The 18,821-nt window shown below is 53.6% G+C and carries 16 protein-coding genes, 1 rRNA gene and 2 pseudogenes; 3 read left to right on the forward strand and 16 right to left on the reverse strand.

From position 1 onward, the window contains the following. The 3 genes from CPA50_RS10160 to cynS form a co-directional block, all read right to left on the reverse strand. A 16S ribosomal RNA gene (locus tag CPA50_RS10160) occupies positions 1-1,240 on the reverse strand; the annotation flags it as partial. Positions 1,241-1,727: 487 nt separating this feature from the next. Beyond that, positions 1,728-2,093 (reverse strand): hypothetical protein, encoded by a 366-nt coding sequence (locus CPA50_RS10165; RefSeq protein ID WP_096782419.1) that lies wholly within the window; start codon positions 2,091-2,093, stop codon positions 1,728-1,730. A gap of 83 nt (positions 2,094-2,176) precedes the next feature. Further along, the gene (cynS, locus tag CPA50_RS10170; protein WP_096782947.1) at positions 2,177-2,611 is read right to left on the reverse strand and encodes a cyanase; all 435 of its coding nucleotides are present in this window, start codon (positions 2,609-2,611) and stop codon (positions 2,177-2,179) included. Between the two features lie 302 nt (positions 2,612-2,913). Here cynS and CPA50_RS10175 point away from each other — a divergent pair, with 302 nt between their 5' ends. Beyond that, on the forward strand, positions 2,914-4,812 hold the full coding sequence (locus CPA50_RS10175) for a sigma 54-interacting transcriptional regulator (RefSeq protein ID WP_179397204.1): 1,899 nt from the start codon (positions 2,914-2,916) through the stop codon (positions 4,810-4,812). A 353-nt stretch (positions 4,813-5,165) separates the two neighbouring features. On the opposite strand, the gene CPA50_RS10180 is transcribed toward CPA50_RS10175, so the two are convergent. From CPA50_RS10180 to CPA50_RS10195, 4 genes are all read right to left on the reverse strand, one after another. Then, positions 5,166-5,492, reverse strand: coding sequence for an RHS repeat-associated core domain-containing protein (locus CPA50_RS10180; protein WP_096782421.1), 327 nt, complete (start codon positions 5,490-5,492; stop codon positions 5,166-5,168). A 137-nt stretch (positions 5,493-5,629) separates the two neighbouring features. Beyond that, positions 5,630-6,067, reverse strand: a complete 438-nt coding sequence (locus tag CPA50_RS10185) for a ClpXP protease specificity-enhancing factor SspB (protein WP_096782422.1) — start codon at positions 6,065-6,067, stop codon at positions 5,630-5,632. 111 nt (positions 6,068-6,178) lie between these two features. After that, complete coding sequence (locus CPA50_RS10190; RefSeq protein ID WP_096782423.1) at positions 6,179-7,318, reverse strand: hypothetical protein; 1,140 nt, start codon at positions 7,316-7,318, stop codon at positions 6,179-6,181. A 226-nt stretch (positions 7,319-7,544) separates the two neighbouring features. Further along, a protein-coding gene (locus CPA50_RS10195) for an IS3 family transposase (RefSeq protein ID WP_096782424.1) occupies positions 7,545-8,632 on the reverse strand; the annotation gives its coding sequence in 2 pieces (ribosomal slippage) (positions 7,545-8,377 and positions 8,377-8,632; 1,089 coding nt in all). A 106-nt stretch (positions 8,633-8,738) separates the two neighbouring features. Between CPA50_RS10195 and CPA50_RS19920 the strand changes: the two are divergent. After that, positions 8,739-8,879, forward strand: a pseudogene (locus CPA50_RS19920) (PAAR domain-containing protein); the annotation flags it as partial. A gap of 103 nt (positions 8,880-8,982) precedes the next feature. Here CPA50_RS19920 and CPA50_RS10205 read toward each other — a convergent pair. The 3 genes and pseudogenes from CPA50_RS10205 to CPA50_RS19925 all read right to left on the reverse strand — a co-directional run. Continuing rightward, a complete protein-coding gene (locus CPA50_RS10205) occupies positions 8,983-9,414 on the reverse strand; it encodes a DUF6911 family protein (protein ID WP_143750736.1) in 432 nt (143 codons plus the stop codon). Next, positions 9,375-10,241: a hypothetical protein gene (locus CPA50_RS10210; RefSeq protein WP_264753997.1), complete on the reverse strand. Its 867-nt coding sequence runs from the start codon at positions 10,239-10,241 to the stop codon at positions 9,375-9,377. The genes CPA50_RS10205 and CPA50_RS10210 overlap by 40 nt, the downstream gene beginning before the upstream one ends. 57 nt (positions 10,242-10,298) lie before the next feature. Then, positions 10,299-10,526 (reverse strand): annotated as a pseudogene (locus CPA50_RS19925) (RHS repeat-associated core domain-containing protein); the annotation flags it as partial. Between CPA50_RS19925 and CPA50_RS19670 the strand changes: the two are divergent. Continuing rightward, a complete protein-coding gene (locus CPA50_RS19670) occupies positions 10,422-10,961 on the forward strand; it encodes a hypothetical protein (RefSeq protein ID WP_227519653.1) in 540 nt (179 codons plus the stop codon). The pseudogene CPA50_RS19925 and the gene CPA50_RS19670 overlap by 105 nt on opposite strands. Positions 10,962-11,140: 179 nt before the next feature. Here the strand turns inward: CPA50_RS19670 and CPA50_RS10220 are convergent, their stop codons facing one another. The 6 genes from CPA50_RS10220 to CPA50_RS10245 all read right to left on the reverse strand — a co-directional run bounded on the left by CPA50_RS10220 (position 11,141) and on the right by CPA50_RS10245 (position 18,806). Next, complete coding sequence (locus CPA50_RS10220) at positions 11,141-11,476, reverse strand: immunity protein YezG family protein (RefSeq protein ID WP_096782428.1); 336 nt, start codon at positions 11,474-11,476, stop codon at positions 11,141-11,143. Positions 11,477-11,487: 11 nt separating this feature from the next. Further along, positions 11,488-15,729, reverse strand: a complete 4,242-nt coding sequence (locus CPA50_RS10225) for a DNA/RNA non-specific endonuclease (protein ID WP_096782429.1) — start codon at positions 15,727-15,729, stop codon at positions 11,488-11,490. 72 nt (positions 15,730-15,801) lie between these two features. Next, positions 15,802-16,197, reverse strand: coding sequence for a hypothetical protein (locus CPA50_RS10230; protein ID WP_143750739.1), 396 nt, complete (start codon positions 16,195-16,197; stop codon positions 15,802-15,804). A 91-nt stretch (positions 16,198-16,288) separates the two neighbouring features. Then, on the reverse strand, positions 16,289-17,155 hold the full coding sequence (locus tag CPA50_RS10235; RefSeq protein WP_096782431.1) for a hypothetical protein: 867 nt from the start codon (positions 17,153-17,155) through the stop codon (positions 16,289-16,291). Continuing rightward, positions 17,152-17,988, reverse strand: coding sequence for a hypothetical protein (locus CPA50_RS10240; protein WP_096782432.1), 837 nt, complete (start codon positions 17,986-17,988; stop codon positions 17,152-17,154). Before CPA50_RS10240 ends, CPA50_RS10235 begins: the two co-directional genes overlap by 4 nt. Then, the gene (locus CPA50_RS10245) at positions 17,988-18,806 is read right to left on the reverse strand and encodes a hypothetical protein (RefSeq protein WP_096782433.1); all 819 of its coding nucleotides are present in this window, start codon (positions 18,804-18,806) and stop codon (positions 17,988-17,990) included. The genes CPA50_RS10240 and CPA50_RS10245 overlap by 1 nt, the downstream gene beginning before the upstream one ends. Between the last annotated feature and the right edge of the window lie 15 nt (positions 18,807-18,821).

The following is an 18,821-nucleotide window of genomic DNA, read 5'->3' on the forward strand; positions in this document are numbered from 1 at the left end:
CCATTGTAGCACGTGTGTAGCCCTGGCCGTAAGGGCCATGATGACCTGACGTCATCCCCACCTTCCTCCGGTTTGTCACCGGCAGTCTCCCTAGAGTTCTCAGCCGAACTGCTAGCAACTAGGGATAGGGGTTGCGCTCGTTACGGGACTTAACCCAACATCTCACGACACGAGCTGACGACGGCCATGCAGCACCTGTGTCAGAGTTCCCGAAGGCACCAATCCATCTCTGGAAAGTTCTCTGCATGTCAAGGCCAGGTAAGGTTCTTCGCGTTGCGTCGAATTAAACCACATGCTCCACCGCTTGTGCGGGCCCCCGTCAATTCATTTGAGTTTTAACCTTGCGGCCGTACTCCCCAGGCGGTCAACTTAATGCGTTAGCTGCGCCACTAAGGATTCAAGATCCCCAACGGCTAGTTGACATCGTTTACGGCGTGGACTACCAGGGTATCTAATCCTGTTTGCTCCCCACGCTTTCGCACCTCAGTGTCAGTGTTGGTCCAGGTAGCCGCCTTCGCCACTGGTGTTCCTTCCTATATCTACGCATTTCACCGCTACACAGGAAATTCCACTACCCTCTACCACACTCTAGCCGAGCAGTTCGAAGTGCCGTTCCCAGGTTAAGCCCGGGGCTTTCACATCTCGCTTACTCAACCACCTACGCGCGCTTTACGCCCAGTAATTCCGATTAACGCTTGCACCCTCCGTATTACCGCGGCTGCTGGCACGGAGTTAGCCGGTGCTTCTTCTGTGAGTAACGTCAATCCTCCAGAGTATTAATCTGAAAGCCTTCCTCCTCACTGAAAGTGCTTTACAACCCGAAAGCCTTCTTCACACACGCGGCATGGCTGGATCAGGGTTGCCCCCATTGTCCAATATTCCCCACTGCTGCCTCCCGTAGGAGTTCGGGCCGTGTCTCAGTCCCGATGTGGCTGATCATCCTCTCAGACCAGCTACGGATCGTCGCCTTGGTGGGCCATTACCCCACCAACTAGCTAATCCGACTTAGGCTCATCCAATAGCGCAAGGTCCGAAGATCCCCTGCTTTCCCCAAAAGGGCGTATGCGGTATTAATCCGGGTTTCCCCGGGCTATCCCCCACTACTGGGCAGATTCCTAAGCATTACTCACCCGTCCGCCGCTCGACGCCTGGTAGCAAGCTACCATCGTTTCCGCTCGACTTGCATGTGTTAAGCCTGCCGCCAGCGTTCAATCTGAGCCATGATCAAACTCTTCAGTTTAAATCATACAAGAATCCGAAGATTCTTAATTCTTGCTCAAGACAAAACTCAATTTTCGACGAGTCGCTTGCCTTGGTATTTCTTGTCGAAATACTCCAGCCAGCGCCCACACGAATTACTTGGTCAATTTGTTAAAGAGCGTTTGAGCCGTTGCTCAATCAAGGAGGCGTATTCTACTTTCTCTCGCCGCCTTGTCAACCGTTTTTTTCAAGCCGCTTCAGAGTAAGCGTCAGGACGTCATATCCCACCAGTTATAGCCGGCTTTCAGTTGTGGCGCAATAGCTCGTCGATGGCGCTGTTCTTCTGCGCTGGCAACCGGGGCAGTACATCCTTCAGATGATGACCTGCCCCAATCCACACGGCCACCTGCTATCTGAACTCCCCGCAGCTATTGTCGAAACCCCTGCAAGAAGCTCTCGCTTGATCTATAGCAACTGGCATAGCGGGCATTTTCTCCGACCGTGCGGATCAGCAAGCACCGCTCAGATCAGTGCTCCTCGTAATAGTCATTGCCACGAGAAAATTCGATAAATGTACAAGGTACGTCACCGACAGACCATGCATCATGGCCCGGCGGCAACAACATGACGTCATTCTTAGAAAATTCTTCTTCGGCCCCGTCGTCCATAACCACCTTTAAGGTGCCAGACAGAACAAGAGCGACATGAGGCAGAACGCAACTACAAGTACCCGCATAGTCTTTCAAGTCCTCAGACCATTTTGCTCCAACGTCAAAGGTCACTCTGGTGACGGATACGCCATTCAGCTCCACAGTCTCTTTCTTTATCCGACCGTGACTTTCCGCCTGCATATCGTCCAGATTGCCCTTTTGCATTTCAGGGAAGTAAGACATAAGTTAGTTCTCCAGTTTTTACAGATTGAATTTGAGATCAAAGGCACTTTCGTACCCTGGTTGTTTCGCTTACGAGCGCTGCACTACCAACGGTTATAAGCCAGGTATTTTCCGCTCATCGTGATTTGCACACGGTCGCCTTTTTCGCTTTCGATCTTGCCCAATTCCATTTCAAAGTCGATGGCGGACATTATCCCGTCCCCGAACTTCTCGTGAATCAACGCTTTCAAGGTCTCTCCGTAGACGCCAACTATTTCGTAGAGCCGGTAAATACACGGATCGGTAGGAACGTCACGATCCCAATCCTTGGCAGGAGGTGCAACCAGCAACGCTACGGCTTCGCCTCCCAGACCAAGCAGGTCGCATAGTGACTTTGCTTTCTCGACAGGAAAGCTGTTCATGCCCATGCAGGCGGAACACACGAAAACGGGAGACATACCCAAATGCTCTCCAATCGCCTCCCATGACAGTTTTTGTTCTGCCTTTGAAGCCAGAATCTCTGCTTTTAAATTTCTCATGATCTGCTTTAGCCTCGTTGACACAGTACTGATGCGTTTGAGCATCACTCAACTTCGCGTTTAATAGTCAGTCGCTTGCGACCTTCCAATACATCGGTCGGACAATCTTTCGCGGAGTCACGATGTAGTATTCAGATATTGTGCCAACCAACAGATATTATTTTTTATCCATTAAAATCAATATCATAAGCAAATCAAACCAAAGAGCTTCAAGTATTGAAATTTCATAAATTATTATATTTCATAATTAAATTATGATATATCATAATTCCATGCTTGCAGATTGGATAAAGTGAATGCCAATGGCTCAAACACCTGATACCGGCCTCTGGCCTGATGCGCTGGCCGGTACCGAGGCGGCCATTCTGGTTGTGGACCCAGTCACTGACCAGGTTCTTGGTGCCAATCAGAGCGCGGCACGACTACTGGATTGCGATCTGGCAAGTGTGAATAGCCTTAAACCCAGCAAACTGTTTGGTCAAAAGCTACCTTTGCTGATAATCCTGACCGACGAGTGTCTTTCCAGGGGGCATGCATGGACCGATACCCTGGAGATCAGACTCCCTGACCATAGCAACTCCGTGAACGTCGAGGTTTTCCTGTCGCATGCCAGGCATGACGGGCGTGAGGCAGTAGTGCTCATGATTTACCCGCTTAATGTGGTTCGCACACGCCGAGCAAGAGCCGAATATGACCGTCTTCGTGGTACTTCAAGCGATGTTGCAAGCATCGAACGAATCTTCCGCGATCTCAGTAGAGGCAACCAATTGCTGCTGAACGCTGTCGGAGAAGGCATTTACGGTGTCAATGCACGGGGAGAACTAACCTTTCTCAATCCTGCCGGAGAGAGAATGCTTGGCTGGAAAGCAGAAGAGCTGACCGGTCTCATCGCTCACCAAGTGACGCATCACACCCACGAGAACGGAGAAAACTACCCGATCACGGATTGTCCCATTTACGCTGCGTTTCGGGACGGTGCCGTTCACCGCGTGTCTGACGAAGTGTTCTGGAGACGCGATGGCACCTGTTTTCCGGTCGAGTACACCTCAACCCCCATTGAAGATGCCGGGCAGCTCATTGGCGCTGTCGTAGTTTTTCGAGACGTCAGTCAACAGCGCCAAGCAGATCAGAAGTTGCGATCTGCACTGACTGAGGTTGAAGCGCTCACTCGTCGTCTTGAAAAAGAAAATGCCTATTTGCAGGACGAAATCAGAACGCGGCAGGCGTTTGGTGAGATCATTGGCGACAGTGAGCAGATACATAGCATCATCGAAAAAATCCAGCTCGTCGCACCAACGGATTCCAGCGTATTAATTGTCGGGGAGTCGGGCACGGGGAAAGAGCTGATTGCACATGCAATACACTCGGCGAGTGAAAGAAAAGCCCGCCCGCTTATCCGGGTCAATTGCGCAGCCATACCCAGAGACTTGTTCGAGAGCGAGTTTTTCGGCCATCGCAAAGGTGCGTTTACCGGGGCTATAGCAGATCGCACCGGGCGTTTCGAGATGGCAGATGGAGGTACCATATTTCTTGACGAGATCAGTGAAATGCCTATCGATATGCAGGGCAAACTGCTTCGCGTATTGCAGGAGGGGCAGTTCGAGCGTATTGGGGAGACCAGGACAATCAATTCTGATTTTCGCGTAATAGCCGCGACCAATCGCGACTTGAAAGAAGAGGCCAAAGCAAAACGATTTCGCGAAGACCTCTACTACCGAATCGCCGTCTTTCCAATTGAAGCTGTCCCACTAAGAGAGCGACCTCAGGACATCCCTCTGCTTGTACAACATTTCATGAAGGAGTACACCGCAAAACACAATATTCCGCCGAAGAAATGCACCATAGCGGACATGGAGCGACTTCAGCGCTATTCCTGGCCAGGCAATATTCGTGAATTACGCAATGTAGTGGAACATGCCATGATCATTTCACGCTCCAGAAAAATGAGCTTCCCGCTGCTAAACGCTTCGGACTCCAAACTGCCAGCCTTCCAGGGCCTGGCTGCTGAATCGACTCGCAAACAAGAGGTGGTGACCGCCAGGGAGATGGAGGTCAAGGAACGTGAGAATATCATTGCCGCGCTCAAGCTATCGAAAGGCAAGGTGTCAGGGCCTGGAGGAGCCGCAGAAATACTGGGGATCAAGGCGCCGACTCTGTATTCACGCCTCAAACGCTTCAGTATCGACAAGTCAAAACTGTGAGACTCTCAATCCAAGGCAGCTTGATGTACCGCTGCCAACTACCCTCCAGGGGAACAAGCTGGCATTTCTGACCGAGCCGAAAAAACGGGGCGATTCAATGCTGTCGCCAGGTTTATCGCTAAAGCGTTGTCTTTGTATACTTGTGCCCCAGCTGCCTGCGCACCATCTTTTGGCGACAAGCCCATTGGATCCCCAATTTCTTCCGGCGTTAATCCTGTCATATAGGAGTGCGCAGAAACCAGAGTATCATGCAAAAACTCTCGAGCCCCGCCAAGAACAAATGCCCAAAATCCCTCCTCAGCAGCTGTTTCTTGGGCCGCGGGTACGTTTTCAGAAATTGGCGTAGCATCAGCCTAGTTAACATTAGAGGCTGTGACACAGGGCTCAAAATCCAGCCCCAAAGGATCAACATAATCCACCGGATTCGGTGTATACCGGTAACTGTTGAGCCCACCCTTTATCCCGTATGGGTCCGGCGTCAGATACCGTCCGGTGGAGGGATCATAATCCCGGAACCGGTTCTGAACGATCCCGGTCAATTCATCCTCAAACTGCCCCGGTAATCTGAGGAGCTGGTGAATGGCGTTGTTGAGTGTTTCAGGCTGGCAGTTGCCCCAGGCATCGGCGTTGCCCTGCCAGACCTTCTGGCCGTTCTGATCCCACAAACGGACGGGCATCATCCGGTGGTGCGGTGGCTGTCCTGATGGTGTTCCGTGATCTGGCCGAGGTTGTTATAGGCCCAGTGCAGTTTGCGGGCGGCGCAACTGGCGTGGGTGCGACGGCCAAAGGCGTCGTAACGGTACTGGCGGGTGACCGTTTATCTTTCTCCGGCTTGACGAAAAACAATACCCCGTCCGGATTTAGCAGAATACAACGCAACCATGGACTTTACTGGTAAACAGACCTTCTCAGAGCTTCCTGAAAATTTCGCACGAAAAAGCAAACGATCGCCTTCCCAATGCAAGCCATCAACTGCCTTGAATGACAGATCCAGTGTCATTGTGGGGCCGTCAATGTGCGATGTAGGCACAGCCACACCGAACTCATTGACTGCAATTTCCACGTAGGGAAGCTCTCGTTTCTTCATAATTTCTTTAAACATGGTCTGAAACTGAGAGCCCGTTTCGGACTTGAGATCCGGACTGGTTACAGTATTAATGAATCTACGTCTGGCCCACACTGTGCTCAAAAACTGATAAACCCAAATAACCGAGAGCATCAGCAAGAAGAGAGCTAACACCAAGAGCATTTCCATCTGCTATCTCTATTAACCGGTAAATATAATTGCCCTCTCCAAACGCTTGCGGCGTCACATAAAGCTCGTCTCGCTAACGTGGAGATACCTACTGGCGTGACGTCAGAGTCCTCACTCCAACTCCATCATCGTACTGGCGATCATGCTAATAAATGACACCAGCAGCGTAACTTTGGCCAGATACAGAGCAAAAGCCAATGAAACTGGCCATACCAGCCAGCAGAATGCCGTTATGTAGATCCCGAAATAGCCAATCAGAAAATACTTGGTTTGCCGAGCCGATTGATGATGCAGTCGGTTGAAGGACACCGCGCCCAAAATGGTCACGAGGGGAATTAAAACGTCACTTGAAAACATCACAAAAGGGCGCGGACTTCCTTGCAGTTGCAAGTAGTAGCTGAACCCCGTCCCGAATAACGCCATCATCACAGCCACCAACACCAATTTCCAATTAAAACGGCTGTTTCTCAGGTCTTCTCGAATGTCAGTTGGTCCCTGGTCACTGTTCGCGAGTGCGTACCGCCAATTACGCCGTCGCTGAAGCCCGCCCAGGCCACTGGTTGTCCAGACGTGGTGAGTGGCGCTGTCGATGAGGGTGCCGCAAATGAAAACCCGCTCTTTACGATTAAAGAGAAGCTTAAGGTCGCGAAGCGCCGCACGGGCGGCGGGGGTGTCTATGTGGTCTCCCACCTGAATCAGTTCAAAAATAATCGCGATGGGTTGATTCTTTTTTCTTTTGGCTTTGCGGTTTCGTTTGGGGGCATTCTCCAGCAGACTTGCATCCTCTTCGTCCGCAGCGACTTTTTCCAGTTCTTCCCTGAAAGATTTCCCAGCAAGAATCAATTGCTCACGGGTTAGTCCGGGTGATATGGGGCCGTCGATAAACAAGCCAACCTTGATACCCAACCCGCTCATCTTAGTCACTATTCGAGAACAGAAAGGTTTCAACATGCGCAGAGAGGGCACCACAATACCAACCATGATGGGCTCCCCATCCACCTCTGCAATGTCCGCGAAATCCGGTAATGGCCCACCTATTAACGGAGCTGTATTGAAGTGACGTGCATGCGCGTCAAGATACTGCAACAATAATTCATCACTAGCTTCGTCATCGGTTTCGGCTTCGGCTTCGATCTGCGCCAGTAACGCCTCTTCGTTTGGGAGCATAGGCACTTCATCCGTATCGAGCACGATATCCCAGAACTGCTCGACTATGGATCGCTGAACAAGGCGATCGATCAAATGAGACATTGTCACATTCCTTTGTAGATAGTTGCTCATCCCGCCCTGTATGTCTTATGGATCAGGTGTCAGATACTGCCCCGGCAGCTTCAAAGACCTGTAGATGTTACTGTCGAGCGTTTCCAGTTGGCATTTGCACTACCCCCCGGACCTTTTGATCATCCTGATCTCACTACCGAAAGGACATCGTTCGATGGGTATTCCCCCCATTTTAAGAGGACATCAAAAGTAGCGTTCAGGCCACCATGGCCAATTTCTGTTGTGGGGTAATGCCTCCGAGGGCCATGTTGGGCCGTTCATTATTGTAGGTCCATAGCCGCTGCGTTGCATATTCCTGAACCTCTTCAATCGAGTGGAACAGGTATTGGGCCAGCCAGTCATAACGTACGGTGCAGTTGTAACGCTCGATATACGAATTCTTCTGCGGGTTGCCGGGCTGAATAAAGACCAGTGTAATATCGTGCCTCTTAGCCCAGGCGGCCAAGGTGGCACTGATGTATTCCGGGCCATTGTCGCAGCGAATTTGCATGGGCTTTCCCCGCCACTCGATGATCTGATCCAAAGCCCGGATAACACGCTCAGAGGGCAGTGACAGGTCTACTTCAACGCCCAAGCCTTCCCGGTTGTAATCATCGATCACATTGAACAGCCGGTAACTTCGGCCATCTTCTAACTGGTCGTGCATGAAGTCCGTGGACCAACTGATGTTGATGGCCGTAGGCACCGCCAATGGCTCGGGTTTCTCGCGTATTAGTCGTTTACGGGACTTGATACGTAGGTTCAGCTCCAGTTCCCGGTAGATCCGGTAAACGCGCTTGTGGTTCCAGGGGTAACCCTTCACGTTGCGCAGGTACAGAAAACACAGGCCAAAGCCCCAGTTTCTCTGGTTATGGGTTAAGCGCACCAACAGATCCGCGATCTCGGCATTTTCACTGCTGAGCTTAGCCCGGTAACGGTAGCAGGACTCACTGATACTGAAGACCTCGCAGGCCTGGCGAATGCTACAACGAGCAGCGGCAACGGCTTTGTGTGCCATCTCACGGCGGAGGGTTGGCTTTACCACTTTCCCTCAAGAGCTTCCTTGCGCAACTCAGACTTGAGCCGTTCTTCGGCATACATCTTCTTCAGCCGCCGGTTCTCATCCTCAAGCTCTTTCATACGCTTGATCATGGAGGTATCCATGCCGCCAAATTTGGCTCGCCACTTATAAAAGCTGACACTGCTCATGCCGTGTTCGCGGCATAGCTCCGGAACGGACACACCGCTCTCGGCTTGCTTCAAGATCGCCATGATTTGGCTATCGGAAAAACATGACGTCTTCATGCAGAATCTCCCTGCGTTTAGCTTACGGAAAATTCTACTTTTGAGCACCTCGGTTTTTCGGGGGGATTACCGTACCACTGCAGCTGCCCTCTAGGGCGACAAGCTTGTATGCACAGGTCCATCCGACACCATCACCGGCGGCTCAGCCAGTGTTTTTATCAACGGCAAAGCCGTTGCCCGGATGGGCGATGAAACAGCCCATGGTGGCAGGATTATCGCCGGAAATCCGACGGTGCTTATTGGTTAAAAGGGAACTGCCTCCACCTTTTGACCTGCACCAAGATTTATGACTTCACAAAAAAAGGCGGGGCTGCCAAGTGTGAATTGACTTTCTATTGGAACAAGCTAAATCAACTCAGCAGATCCCTTGATACATTTCCATTTAAAATAAATTCCCTGACGATAGCTTTTACCACAACAGGCTCCTCACAAATTAGCTTCGAATCCCACTCATTACCGAGAACAGAGATCATTTCAGCGTTTTTCAACTCACTTTTAAAAGTACGAACAACATAATCATCGCAGGTGTTTTCACCCAATGAAATAATAGATTTACCGCCCTCGGTTTGAACTTGTAAACTTTCAGGGCCTATTTCATCACCATCAAGCACATCTATAGTCACCGACCCTGACTTATCTAAAATCAAATCAAGTACTTCTAGAACGTTCTCCAGCTGCACATCATTAGTGCTACCGCCCTGCGCACTATCGCCATGTCCAATTACCCAAGAAAATGACAACATCATTTCGCCTTTTTCAGAGATTTCATACCAGGTTTCCAATATAGAATATTTCCAGTTGCTTCCTCGTACACCGTCAATGATTTCAGCTTAGCTTTTTTAGCCATCGCAGCTACATCACCTCGGCAAAATCCACAAACAGCTTTACCAGTAACAGTTAACGTCATATCTGCACCAGCAGTCACACCAGCATCGAACGCTTGCTGTATTGCCCCAACTTCAGCATGAGCCGCACCCATATTTCCATTTGGAAGTACTTTTCCTGATTGAGCACTTTTCTCAGCAATTCGCTCTGCAATTAAAGTCGGCTGACCTGCATTCGCACCTACCCGAGCAGTCTGGTTAACATCCTTAAAAACCGAGCCATTCACCCAAGCTTCTGCAGTAACTACTGGTTTGATATTTTTTGGAACATCTGCCCTACGCAGCGCTCCGAGAGCACTCTTAGCCTTGTCAATCAGTGGACCCGCTACCTTCTTCGCAGCTCCAGCCGCTACACCTGCAACAGGCCCAGCCGCCATGCCCAAAGCAGCATCCTGTGCGGCCATTGTATACCCTTCAACCCGGTTTTCACTGATTCTCTCAGCTTGCCGGTAGGCGTCGTTGAACGCCTCAACGGCTTGGTTATCGACGCCGGGTAGTTGGTTGCCTTCGGGATCATAGACTTTGCTATACAGGGCGCCGATGGTTTCACCGTGGCCATCAGGTCCGACAACAACCGTATCCAGCCCCACGGTCTCGTGAAGGTATTGTTGTGACAGCTGGCTTTCCGGTACAGGGACTTCCTGCATCGGTTCCAGGTTATCCAGAACCGGTGCTTCCTCCCCCTTATGGGCATTATCTGAGGTGACAACCGCCTTAAACTCCAATCCCAGCGGGTCCACAAAATCTATCGGATTTTTGGTGTAGCGGTAGGCATTGAGCCCACCCTTTATCCCATATGGATCCGGCGTCAGATACCGTCCGGTGGCGGGATCGTATTCCCGGAACCGGTTCTGAACGATACCTGTCAGTTCATCCTCAAACTGCCCCGGTAATCTGAGGGGCTGGTGAATGGCGTTGTTGAGTGTTTCAGGCTGGCAGTTGCCCCAGGCATCCGCATTTCCCTGCAAGGCTATCTGGCCATTCGTATCCCACAAGCGGACGGGCATCATCCGGTGGTCCAGTTCGTAGAAGTAGGGCTGACCGTCGATCAGGGTGAGCAGAGGTTCGTCGGTTTGTGGGTCACGGAGGTACCACTGCCAGTCGCCTCTGGGGTTCTGTTCTCCCAGCAATACGTCATTGTGCCACAGGTAGCTGGTGGTGCCCGCTGCGGTTTTGCGCCAGGCCCGTCTGCCCAGGGCGTCGTAGCCGTAGATGATGTCCCCGGCGGCGTTGTACTAACAGTCAAAGCGGTAGACAAGCTGGACCACAGTCAGCAGGGATCAGAGAAACTGAATTCCGAATACCCATTGTCGGCTCAGGATGAACAAAATTCGTTCCTATGGACGCAGTTGTGTCGCTCCAGTGCCCAGCGGATGCGACACCTGCTAAGTGGTGTGACGGTCAGGGAGAGACCTGACTTCTACCTTGATTTAACGCCTAAATAACCATAGATCATTCAGGCCCTATTTTCGTTGTCAGCCTGAGCTATGACTTATCAGAGCTCTTCAAAATACTCTGATGCCCTCCACCGTAATCTATCAGGAATCCCAAGACACCCGACAAGGAGAAACAAAGCTCTAAAACACGATACCCGCCCGATTCTCCTTTTTTCGCCGGCCATTCATCAAGAGTTGGCTTTTATTTCATCTTCTAATTGCTGATCCCATTCAAAATCAATGCTGAACTTACCGGAACGTTCAAGGACGAACTTTGCCCGGTTCCACGGGTTGCTCCCACCCTCTGTTGTTATTTCGTGAATTGCCTTGAAAGCTTTATAAGTAGGAAATTCAACATCAAAATCTAAATTTTGTTCGCCTCCTTCTTTCACGTATACACAATCAAACTCACCCGAGTCACCAGTGTATTCGAAGTTAACCTCCGCTGACTGCCACTCTCCATCAATTGCATCCACTATGCCTTGCGCTATTTCGTGATAGAGTTCATCTACAGTTTTCTCCATGGCATCACTCCTTATCCACCTGTTTTATTTTCAAAAAAAGCGCTTTTCTTCTTTCCGTCGATAAAATATTTTACCTTAAAAGCAGCTGGCCGTTTGCTTTCACCTTCATAGACAGGCTGAATATTAACTCTAACGCTTTTCGGCGGGTCTTCCTTTAAAGCACTAGCCCACTTATTCTCCATTCTCTTCCAAGCACCGCGATTCAGATTGGAATTCATGGGGGCGTAGTTTATCTGCTCTCCAGCACCATCGAATATGGAGGCAATCAAATGCCCACCATCATCGTCAGCTAACCCATCCTTTATACCTGCCTCTTTAGCAGATTTAGCCTGTTGATAGGTATTTCTATCCCGCGTACCCAGGTGCAACTCTCCGGTAACCCGCTTTACTCGCCCAAGTTCATCGGTTTCATACAGCTTATCACCCACTTTATACTTATGGTTTGGCTTCAGATCCCCATTCAGAGCTTTGTTCCAGCTACCTTTTTTACCTGGCAGCAACTCCGTCATGGTCTCTGAGACCTTATCACTCACCTCTTCAATCTTGTTCTGAACACCCTTTGGCACAGGCACTTTATCAAGAGCGCGCCCCACAGGCACCCGTTCCACCAATAGCATGGCGCCCCACGCCGCCACGTCGCCCCAACCGGCATCTGCTACATTGCTCGGGTCGGCACAGGCTTCCTCGCCTACACAAAGGATAAGGTCCTCATCTGCGTTTTTCTTCAGCCCGATCCATTCACCATCAGGCTCCGGCAACTCGCTCGCTGGGGGTACCAGAACGTCGTCAAGTACCGCTTCCGGGCCTTTCTGGGCATTTTTTGTCGTAACAATCGACTCAAAATCCAGCCCCAAAGAATCAACATAATCCACCGGATTCGGTGTATACCGATAACTGTTCAACCCGCCCTTGATCCCCAACGGATCCGGCGTCAGATACCGTCCGGTGGCGGGATCATAATCCCGGAACCGATTCTGAACGATACCTGTCAGTTCATCCTCAAACTGCCCCGGTAATCTGAGGGGCTGGTGAATGGCGTTGTTGAGTGTTTCAGGCTGGCAGTTGCCCCAGGCATCGGCATTGCCCTGCCAGACCTTCTGACCATTCGTATCCCACAACCGAACGGGCATCATCCGGTGGTCCAGTTCGTAGTAGTAGGGCTGGCCGTCGATCAGGGTGAGCAGGGGCTCGTCGGTTTGCGGGTCACGGAGGTACCACTGCCAATGGCCTCTGGGGTTCTGTTCTCCCAGCAATACGTCCTTGTGCCACAGATAAGCAGTGGTGCCCGCTTCGGTTTTGCGCCAGGCCCGTCGGCCCAGGGCGTCGTAGCCGTAGGTGATGTGCAGGCCGGGGCGTTTGAATTCGATCAGCTGGCCTTCGGCGTCGAAGGACCGGTGCTCGGTGGTTTGGCCGGTGATGCGGACTTCTGCACCCAGGGCATCGTACTGGCGTTTGCCTTCAGCGGTGGCGACCAGTCGGTCCTGCTGGAGTTGACCACCTTCGGGTACCCGGTTGCCGCCCAGATCGTAGTGGAACTCTGTGTCGTTTTCCCGGATCAGCTGGCCCTGGCCATCCCGTTGGTATTCGGTGTTGCCGGTCAGGCTGTCTTCGGTGGCTTCCAGGCGGTTTTCGGCATCCCAGCGGTAACGACGGGTGGCGCTTTGCTGGCCCTGCCATTTGCGTTTGATCAGGCAGCCGTATCGGTCATGCAGCTGGCTTTGGGTGTTGGCGCCGGCGGTGCGGGTGGTTTCCCTGTTCTGGCTGTCGAAGCTGCGCCGGATCAGGGTATCGCCGTTAACGCTCAGGGTGCCCCAGCGGCCCTGATGGTCGAAGCTATAACGGACGATTGTGCCATCGGGGAGCCGGATCTGTTCGATCCGGCCACCGGGACCGTATCCGTAACTGATGCGATGGCGGTCCTGATGGTGTTCGGCAATCTGGCCGAGGCTGTTCCACACCCAGTGCAGTTTTCGGTCGGCGCAACTGGCGTGGGTACGCCGGCCAAGGGCGTCGTATTGGTAGTGGCGGCTGACGGCTTTGCGCTCTTTGCCCTGGCTGATCTGGGTCAGTACCCGCCCGGCCGGGTCCCGCTCTGTGCGCTGCGCCCAGAGGCCCGGGTGTTCCCGGTGGGTAATCTGCCCGGCGGCATTGTACTGAAAGCGGATGTCACGGCCATCGGGTGCAGCACAGCGGTCAATATGGCCCCGTGCACTCCAGCCCAGCTGCCACTGCAGGCCATCGGCCCGGGTGATGGCGGTCAGGCGTTCGCCCAGATCGTACTGGTACTGAACCTTGTGGCCATCGGGTCGGCGGTACGCCAGTGGGCGCATCAGCGGGCCGTATTCGTAGCCGTGCTGGTCACCATGGGCAGTGGTGTAGTCGGTCAGGCGGCCAGCCTTGTCATAGTGGTACTGGCGGCTGCGCTTTTGTTCCGGTGCTTGTTCGGGGTACTGGTGCACGGCCAGTAGGCGTTGGCCTTGATAATCGTATTGGGTCACCAAGCCCTGTTCCAGCTTGCCCGCCACGCGGCCATCCGGATGAAAGGCAAAACGCTGAAGCTGGCCGTTGCGGTTGCTGGCGAGGATCTGGCCGGTATCCCCACAGCCCAGCTCGGTGGTTTCTCCTGTGGAGCTCGCAGCTTGTACGGGCCACCCCTCCGCATCGTACTGGTAATTCCACTGGCCGCCATCGGGGCGATCTTCGCTGAGCAGGCGACCGACCAGATCAACCCGGCGCCTGTGTGTACGGCCGTCAGGAAGCGTTTCAGATATGCAGAACCCCAGCTCGTTGTAATGCCAACTGTGGCTGCGGCCATCCGGCCCGATGGTCTCCGTTTTACGGCCTTGGCGGTCGTATCGGTGGTTCGTTTGGGCTCCATCGGGGCGGGTTTCCTGCACCAACCGCCCTAAACCATCGTAGGCCCACTGCCAGAGAGCGCCGTCCGGGTCCTGCCGCGCAAGAATGCGGCCGTTGTCGTCGTAGTGAAAGACCTGGGTATGACCATGGGCATCGTGTACCTGAGTCTGGTAACGCTCGGGCTGGTACTCAAACCGGAAGTCATGGTGGCCCTTCTCACCCCGGCTGCGAAGACACCGCGCACTCTCTCCATGACCCTGCCATTCAAAGTGGAAGGTATATCCGGTAGGTAGTTCACGGTGGGTTAGTAAGTGCCCCTGATACTGGTACTGTTCAGTGCCATGATCGCTTTCGGCCCGCAGCAGGTTGCCGAGGTCATCGTAGCTGTATAAGGCCAAGAGACGACGCTGGTCACCGTTTTCCAGATGTATCGCCTGTACCCGTTCCGGGTGATGCTTACCGTAGCTGAACGCCACAGCAGTCTCGGCATTCAGCCGCAGATGGGAAAGCCTGTATTCAGTATCATAGTGGAAACGCCACTGTTGGCCTGTCAGGCTTTGCACACTGACGGGCCACCAGGTTTTGTTGTCCTGCGTGGCCAGCCTCCAGGCTATGCCGTTGGCTTCGGTCAGCACCATTTGGTTGTCCCGGCGGCGCTCCACTCTGAGGCCTGTATGGAGTTGCCAGGTTACTTCGCCCGGCTTTAGTGCTTTCAGGTGCAGAGAGCGGGCTTCACTATCGAGTATCCAGAGGTGATCATCATCAAGCCGGATCTGCCGCAGGCACGTAATGGCCCAGCCTGCTCCGAAGCCCACCTGGCGCTCGCAGTAGCTGGAGCGGTAGCGACGCACCCACTTCAGGGGCATGGGGCCATCTATAACAAAATCCTCGATATCGAGGATTTCCTCGCCGGTAACAGGTGCTACCGGGTCACCCTGGCACTGCATATCGTCGCTGCTGGCACCGGGGTCATCAGTATCGGCCTGCCTGGCCTTCGAACCGCCAGCGGGGGCCGATGATGCGGAACTTACCGGAGCACTGCCCGTACGGGCAGTGCTGCTGCCACCGCCACCGCCGCCACTGCCTTCCCCGGGAGGCAGACTGTTCAAAGGTACTTTGTAGATAGCCAGCTGCCTTTCCCGGAGCATCTGGGCAACATGCCGGAATAACAGGTCGCTATTGTTGGCTACGTGCAGTGATACACCATGGCTTTGAAGTATCCTCAGCCATTGAGTACTTTCGTTGGCGAATCCAGGGCTGAAGCGATTGCGCAACCACTGGCTCCAGTCTTCATTGCCTTCAGCGTTTTCCGGCCCCTGAGGGCCATCGTAAGAGTCTGGCCGCACAACAATGTACTTGTAGCCATCTGCTCCGTTAATTTCGATATGACTGGCCATACTTGTGCAATCCCTGCTTAATACTTCCTGTGTAAAATCTGGCCAGCTTGGCCCTCCCGGTGTTGTTATTCATCACCGGCACACTAAGTTACCGAAGCTCCCCTTCTGAGAAAGGGGCAATGTGCACGACACACTCTGCTCACCCGGCGCCGTCCGGCGAATGTATTCCACCTCAAAGGTAAACGCACTGTGCTCCCGGCTAAATTCAACCACGGAGAAACCTGTGTATGCGGTGTCTCTGAAGTCGAGTGTGGTACCACCCTGAAGCGTGATATCACATATATCCAGCCGCTCCAATACGCGCCACCCCTGGTCGGGATTGATCGCTTCAAACCTCAGGCATGGGTAATCACTCTCAGTGCTGAAGCGGGTATAGCGCCACAAGGCATCCTGGTGTCGAACTACCCCCACTTCCATAACTCTGGCGTCCACCACTGGAGGAGCAATTCCCCCAGCCTCCACCGTCACGGATAACACCTGCAATATCAGCAGCCATCTCCAAAAAAAGCTCATACTCACGGTTTATCTCCGTTTTGCCGGCACGCTATCTTCATAAGGTTCACGCCAGATACCGGACACGCCTCTGAAAGCGATCAGCTGGCACATTAGTCCACAATGACCCATCACTTATGACTTTCCGGAAGGCATCCAGATCATTTGCAACAACCGGGGGCTGAACCTGGCGGCGCGTGGTACCGGTGTAATCCCCACGAAACCGAAGGTCTACCAAGGCGTCTTTAATCCGGGAATCAAGGACATTCCAGTCCGTTAAACCATAGCGTTCCTTCACATCACGTTTATTGCAGATGCGAATAACGTCCTGCTCCATCTCTTGATATACCTTTTCGAACAACTGCAGCTGCACTGCGGCGCTGATCTCAAAGTCCAGCAAATCGCTGTCAATAATGAACTGTTCTGCAACGGCTCCAGACAAGCGGGCTGCGCCGGCTATCGTCGATGCACGGCCCGCACTCAAGCCGGCAGCCGACAGGTGCTGTGTTACCTCTACTCTCGAACGTTCTTTCAAATCATAGCCGCGGCCGACTGTCAGGCCGGATGAGGCCGAGGGTACGTGCAGAATCCGGCTGTGGTAGCGCCCACCTTCCTGACCTTCTGCCGCCCACGTCAGTGCCCCCACGGATGGAGGAACAATGGCAACCAGGGTCCGGCTATTCGCCAAAACTTCGTTCAGCCAGTTCCAGGTCTGGCTACCCTTGCCAACCAGGCCGGAAGCAACATTTACGCCGCGATCACTCTGAAAGCGTGCAATGGCCGCATCCAGATCGGCACCAGGACTGATATCTACAACCAATGGCGGAAGGGACTGCTGGCGCCGATGCACGTTCAAAAGTGCCCGGATCAGTTTTATATCACTGCCCCGATTTTCACCACCCCGGCCAACACTGCCGCTCAATTGCAAGTTCATGCATCCACCGTCCTGTCATGTTCGAAGCCTTTGGTCACTGGCCGTGGCACTGCACCGGCGACATCCCTTTCGTTACAGCCAACCGCGATGATTCCAGCCAAAGGACTGACTGCATCCAGCAGCAGCAATGCCCCCGGCTGATGCCAGTCGCCTATCCGGTATCCATCCAGAAGCCAGTACAACCCCCAAAGGCCACCCAGAACACCTGGGGCGTCCAGCACCAGCTCCGGGAACTCCCAGCGCAATGCCGGCCGGTTCCAACGTGAAAGACAGGCCAGAAACGGCATGATTCGCTCAAAACCACAACCCTGTGGGGTGCCCGGGCATACCAGGACTTCTATTTCCGGCACTGCAGACTGTGCGTTATTCAGCAGAGCCGCCAAGTCGTTGTTGCCCTCCAGCCTGCCATCCAGGGCACTGAAATGGATACAGGGCCCGGCCCCAGGGTTCAGACCCATTGCAAGGACCTGAAGCTCTGGCTGAAGGTCAGCCGCCAGTATCTGCGCAGCAACCCCCGCTCGGTCCACTGCCCGAACTGCCAGCGCCAGCCCTGCGCGCCCAAAGCCGATCTCCACAGGCTGGCCGGTAAATGCCGCAAGCCACTGCTCTCTATGCTGGTGTTCTGCGGCCGGGAGTATTATCCACACAGGGCAATTCGGGGCTAAATATGGGCGAATCCGCTCAGGCGTTAACAGCCCGTCATGTGCCTCCCCCGGCTCGGAACAAACCGCCGGAACAAACCCGCTCAGGAACCAGTCATCCAGACCTCTACCGGCGATTTCGCCAACCAGGGTACTGACCTGCCAGCCTTTGGGACGTTCATTCGCTGCCATCACCAGCAGCCTCCAAACAGCGACCAGGGAGCACCCTGCACACGCAACCAGTTCACCCACCATTGACGGTACCGCTCGCCAAGGTCCTGGCCTGGTGCTTTTCTTCGCCGCAGGGCTTCGTTCGCTACTTCTCCCTGTTCGTCTCCATGAGCTGCCACCTCTACGAGCAACGGCATAAAACGATCACTTCCCGAAATGCCCATGGCGTCGATCACCGAGGCATCACTCACTTGCCCGGCAAGCCAATTAATCATAGCCGGCTGCAGTTGTTCCGGCGCAGCCAACAGCAACGGAAAAAACCACTCTCGCCAGAATGGCTGCCCGGTATGCCACAGCTCTGGCATCAAGCTCTTAACAGAGGGCTCGCTCATCAGTATCACGCCAGCCTGCATGCCTACACAGGCTTGCCAACAGGCACCTACTCTCGCTTCCTGCCCTCGCCGGATGGCAGCCATAGCTGCCCATAACTGTTGCTGTGGAGATTCCGGCCATACTTCAGGGAGCCCTGCACCAGAGTTGCACGCCAGCATTTGCCAGTGGCTTCCCGTGTCGTATTCATTCGCCGTCTCCCACTCCGCCCATTCTAGACCCTCGTCAGCCGAGCCGGCACGCAGCCGCATAATCAACTCCAGCCTCAGTGCCCCCGACCAGAAAGCCGGAGCATCACCCTGGGCCGTTCGCCAACTCTCCCCTGCCAATTCCTGAGGATGGTGCTCACACCAAAGCACCAGGCGCCTATCAAGTTGCCGCAACAGCACCAGGGGCGACTCCGGATTATCCAGCAGCGCTTTCCGCTGCTTAAGCAGGCTTTCAAGCATCTACAGATACTCCAG

The organism is Marinobacter sp. ANT_B65, from assembly GCF_002407605.1.
Taxonomy (GTDB): Bacteria; Pseudomonadota; Gammaproteobacteria; order Pseudomonadales; family Oleiphilaceae; genus Marinobacter.

Excerpts from the sequence above, each read along its gene's own strand:
- CPA50_RS10220 (WP_096782428.1), bottom strand. The coding sequence starts at position 11,476 with ATGGAGAAAACTGTAGATGAACTCTATCACGAAATAGCGCAAGGCATA.
- CPA50_RS10180 (WP_096782421.1), bottom strand. The coding sequence starts at position 5,492 with ATGATGCCCGTCCGTTTGTGGGATCAGAACGGCCAGAAGGTCTGGCAG.
- CPA50_RS10185 (WP_096782422.1), bottom strand. The coding sequence starts at position 6,067 with ATGGAAATGCTCTTGGTGTTAGCTCTCTTCTTGCTGATGCTCTCGGTT.
- CPA50_RS10245 (WP_096782433.1), bottom strand. The coding sequence starts at position 18,806 with ATGCTTGAAAGCCTGCTTAAGCAGCGGAAAGCGCTGCTGGATAATCCG.
- CPA50_RS10190 (WP_096782423.1), bottom strand. The coding sequence starts at position 7,318 with ATGTCTCATTTGATCGATCGCCTTGTTCAGCGATCCATAGTCGAGCAG.
- CPA50_RS10235 (WP_096782431.1), bottom strand. The coding sequence starts at position 17,155 with ATGAACTTGCAATTGAGCGGCAGTGTTGGCCGGGGTGGTGAAAATCGG.
- CPA50_RS10240 (WP_096782432.1), bottom strand. The coding sequence starts at position 17,988 with ATGGCAGCGAATGAACGTCCCAAAGGCTGGCAGGTCAGTACCCTGGTT.
- CPA50_RS10175 (WP_179397204.1), top strand. The coding sequence starts at position 2,914 with ATGGCTCAAACACCTGATACCGGCCTCTGGCCTGATGCGCTGGCCGGT.
- CPA50_RS10225 (WP_096782429.1), bottom strand. The coding sequence starts at position 15,729 with ATGGCCAGTCATATCGAAATTAACGGAGCAGATGGCTACAAGTACATT.
- CPA50_RS10165 (WP_096782419.1), bottom strand. The coding sequence starts at position 2,093 with ATGTCTTACTTCCCTGAAATGCAAAAGGGCAATCTGGACGATATGCAG.
- cynS (WP_096782947.1), bottom strand. The coding sequence starts at position 2,611 with ATGAGAAATTTAAAAGCAGAGATTCTGGCTTCAAAGGCAGAACAAAAA.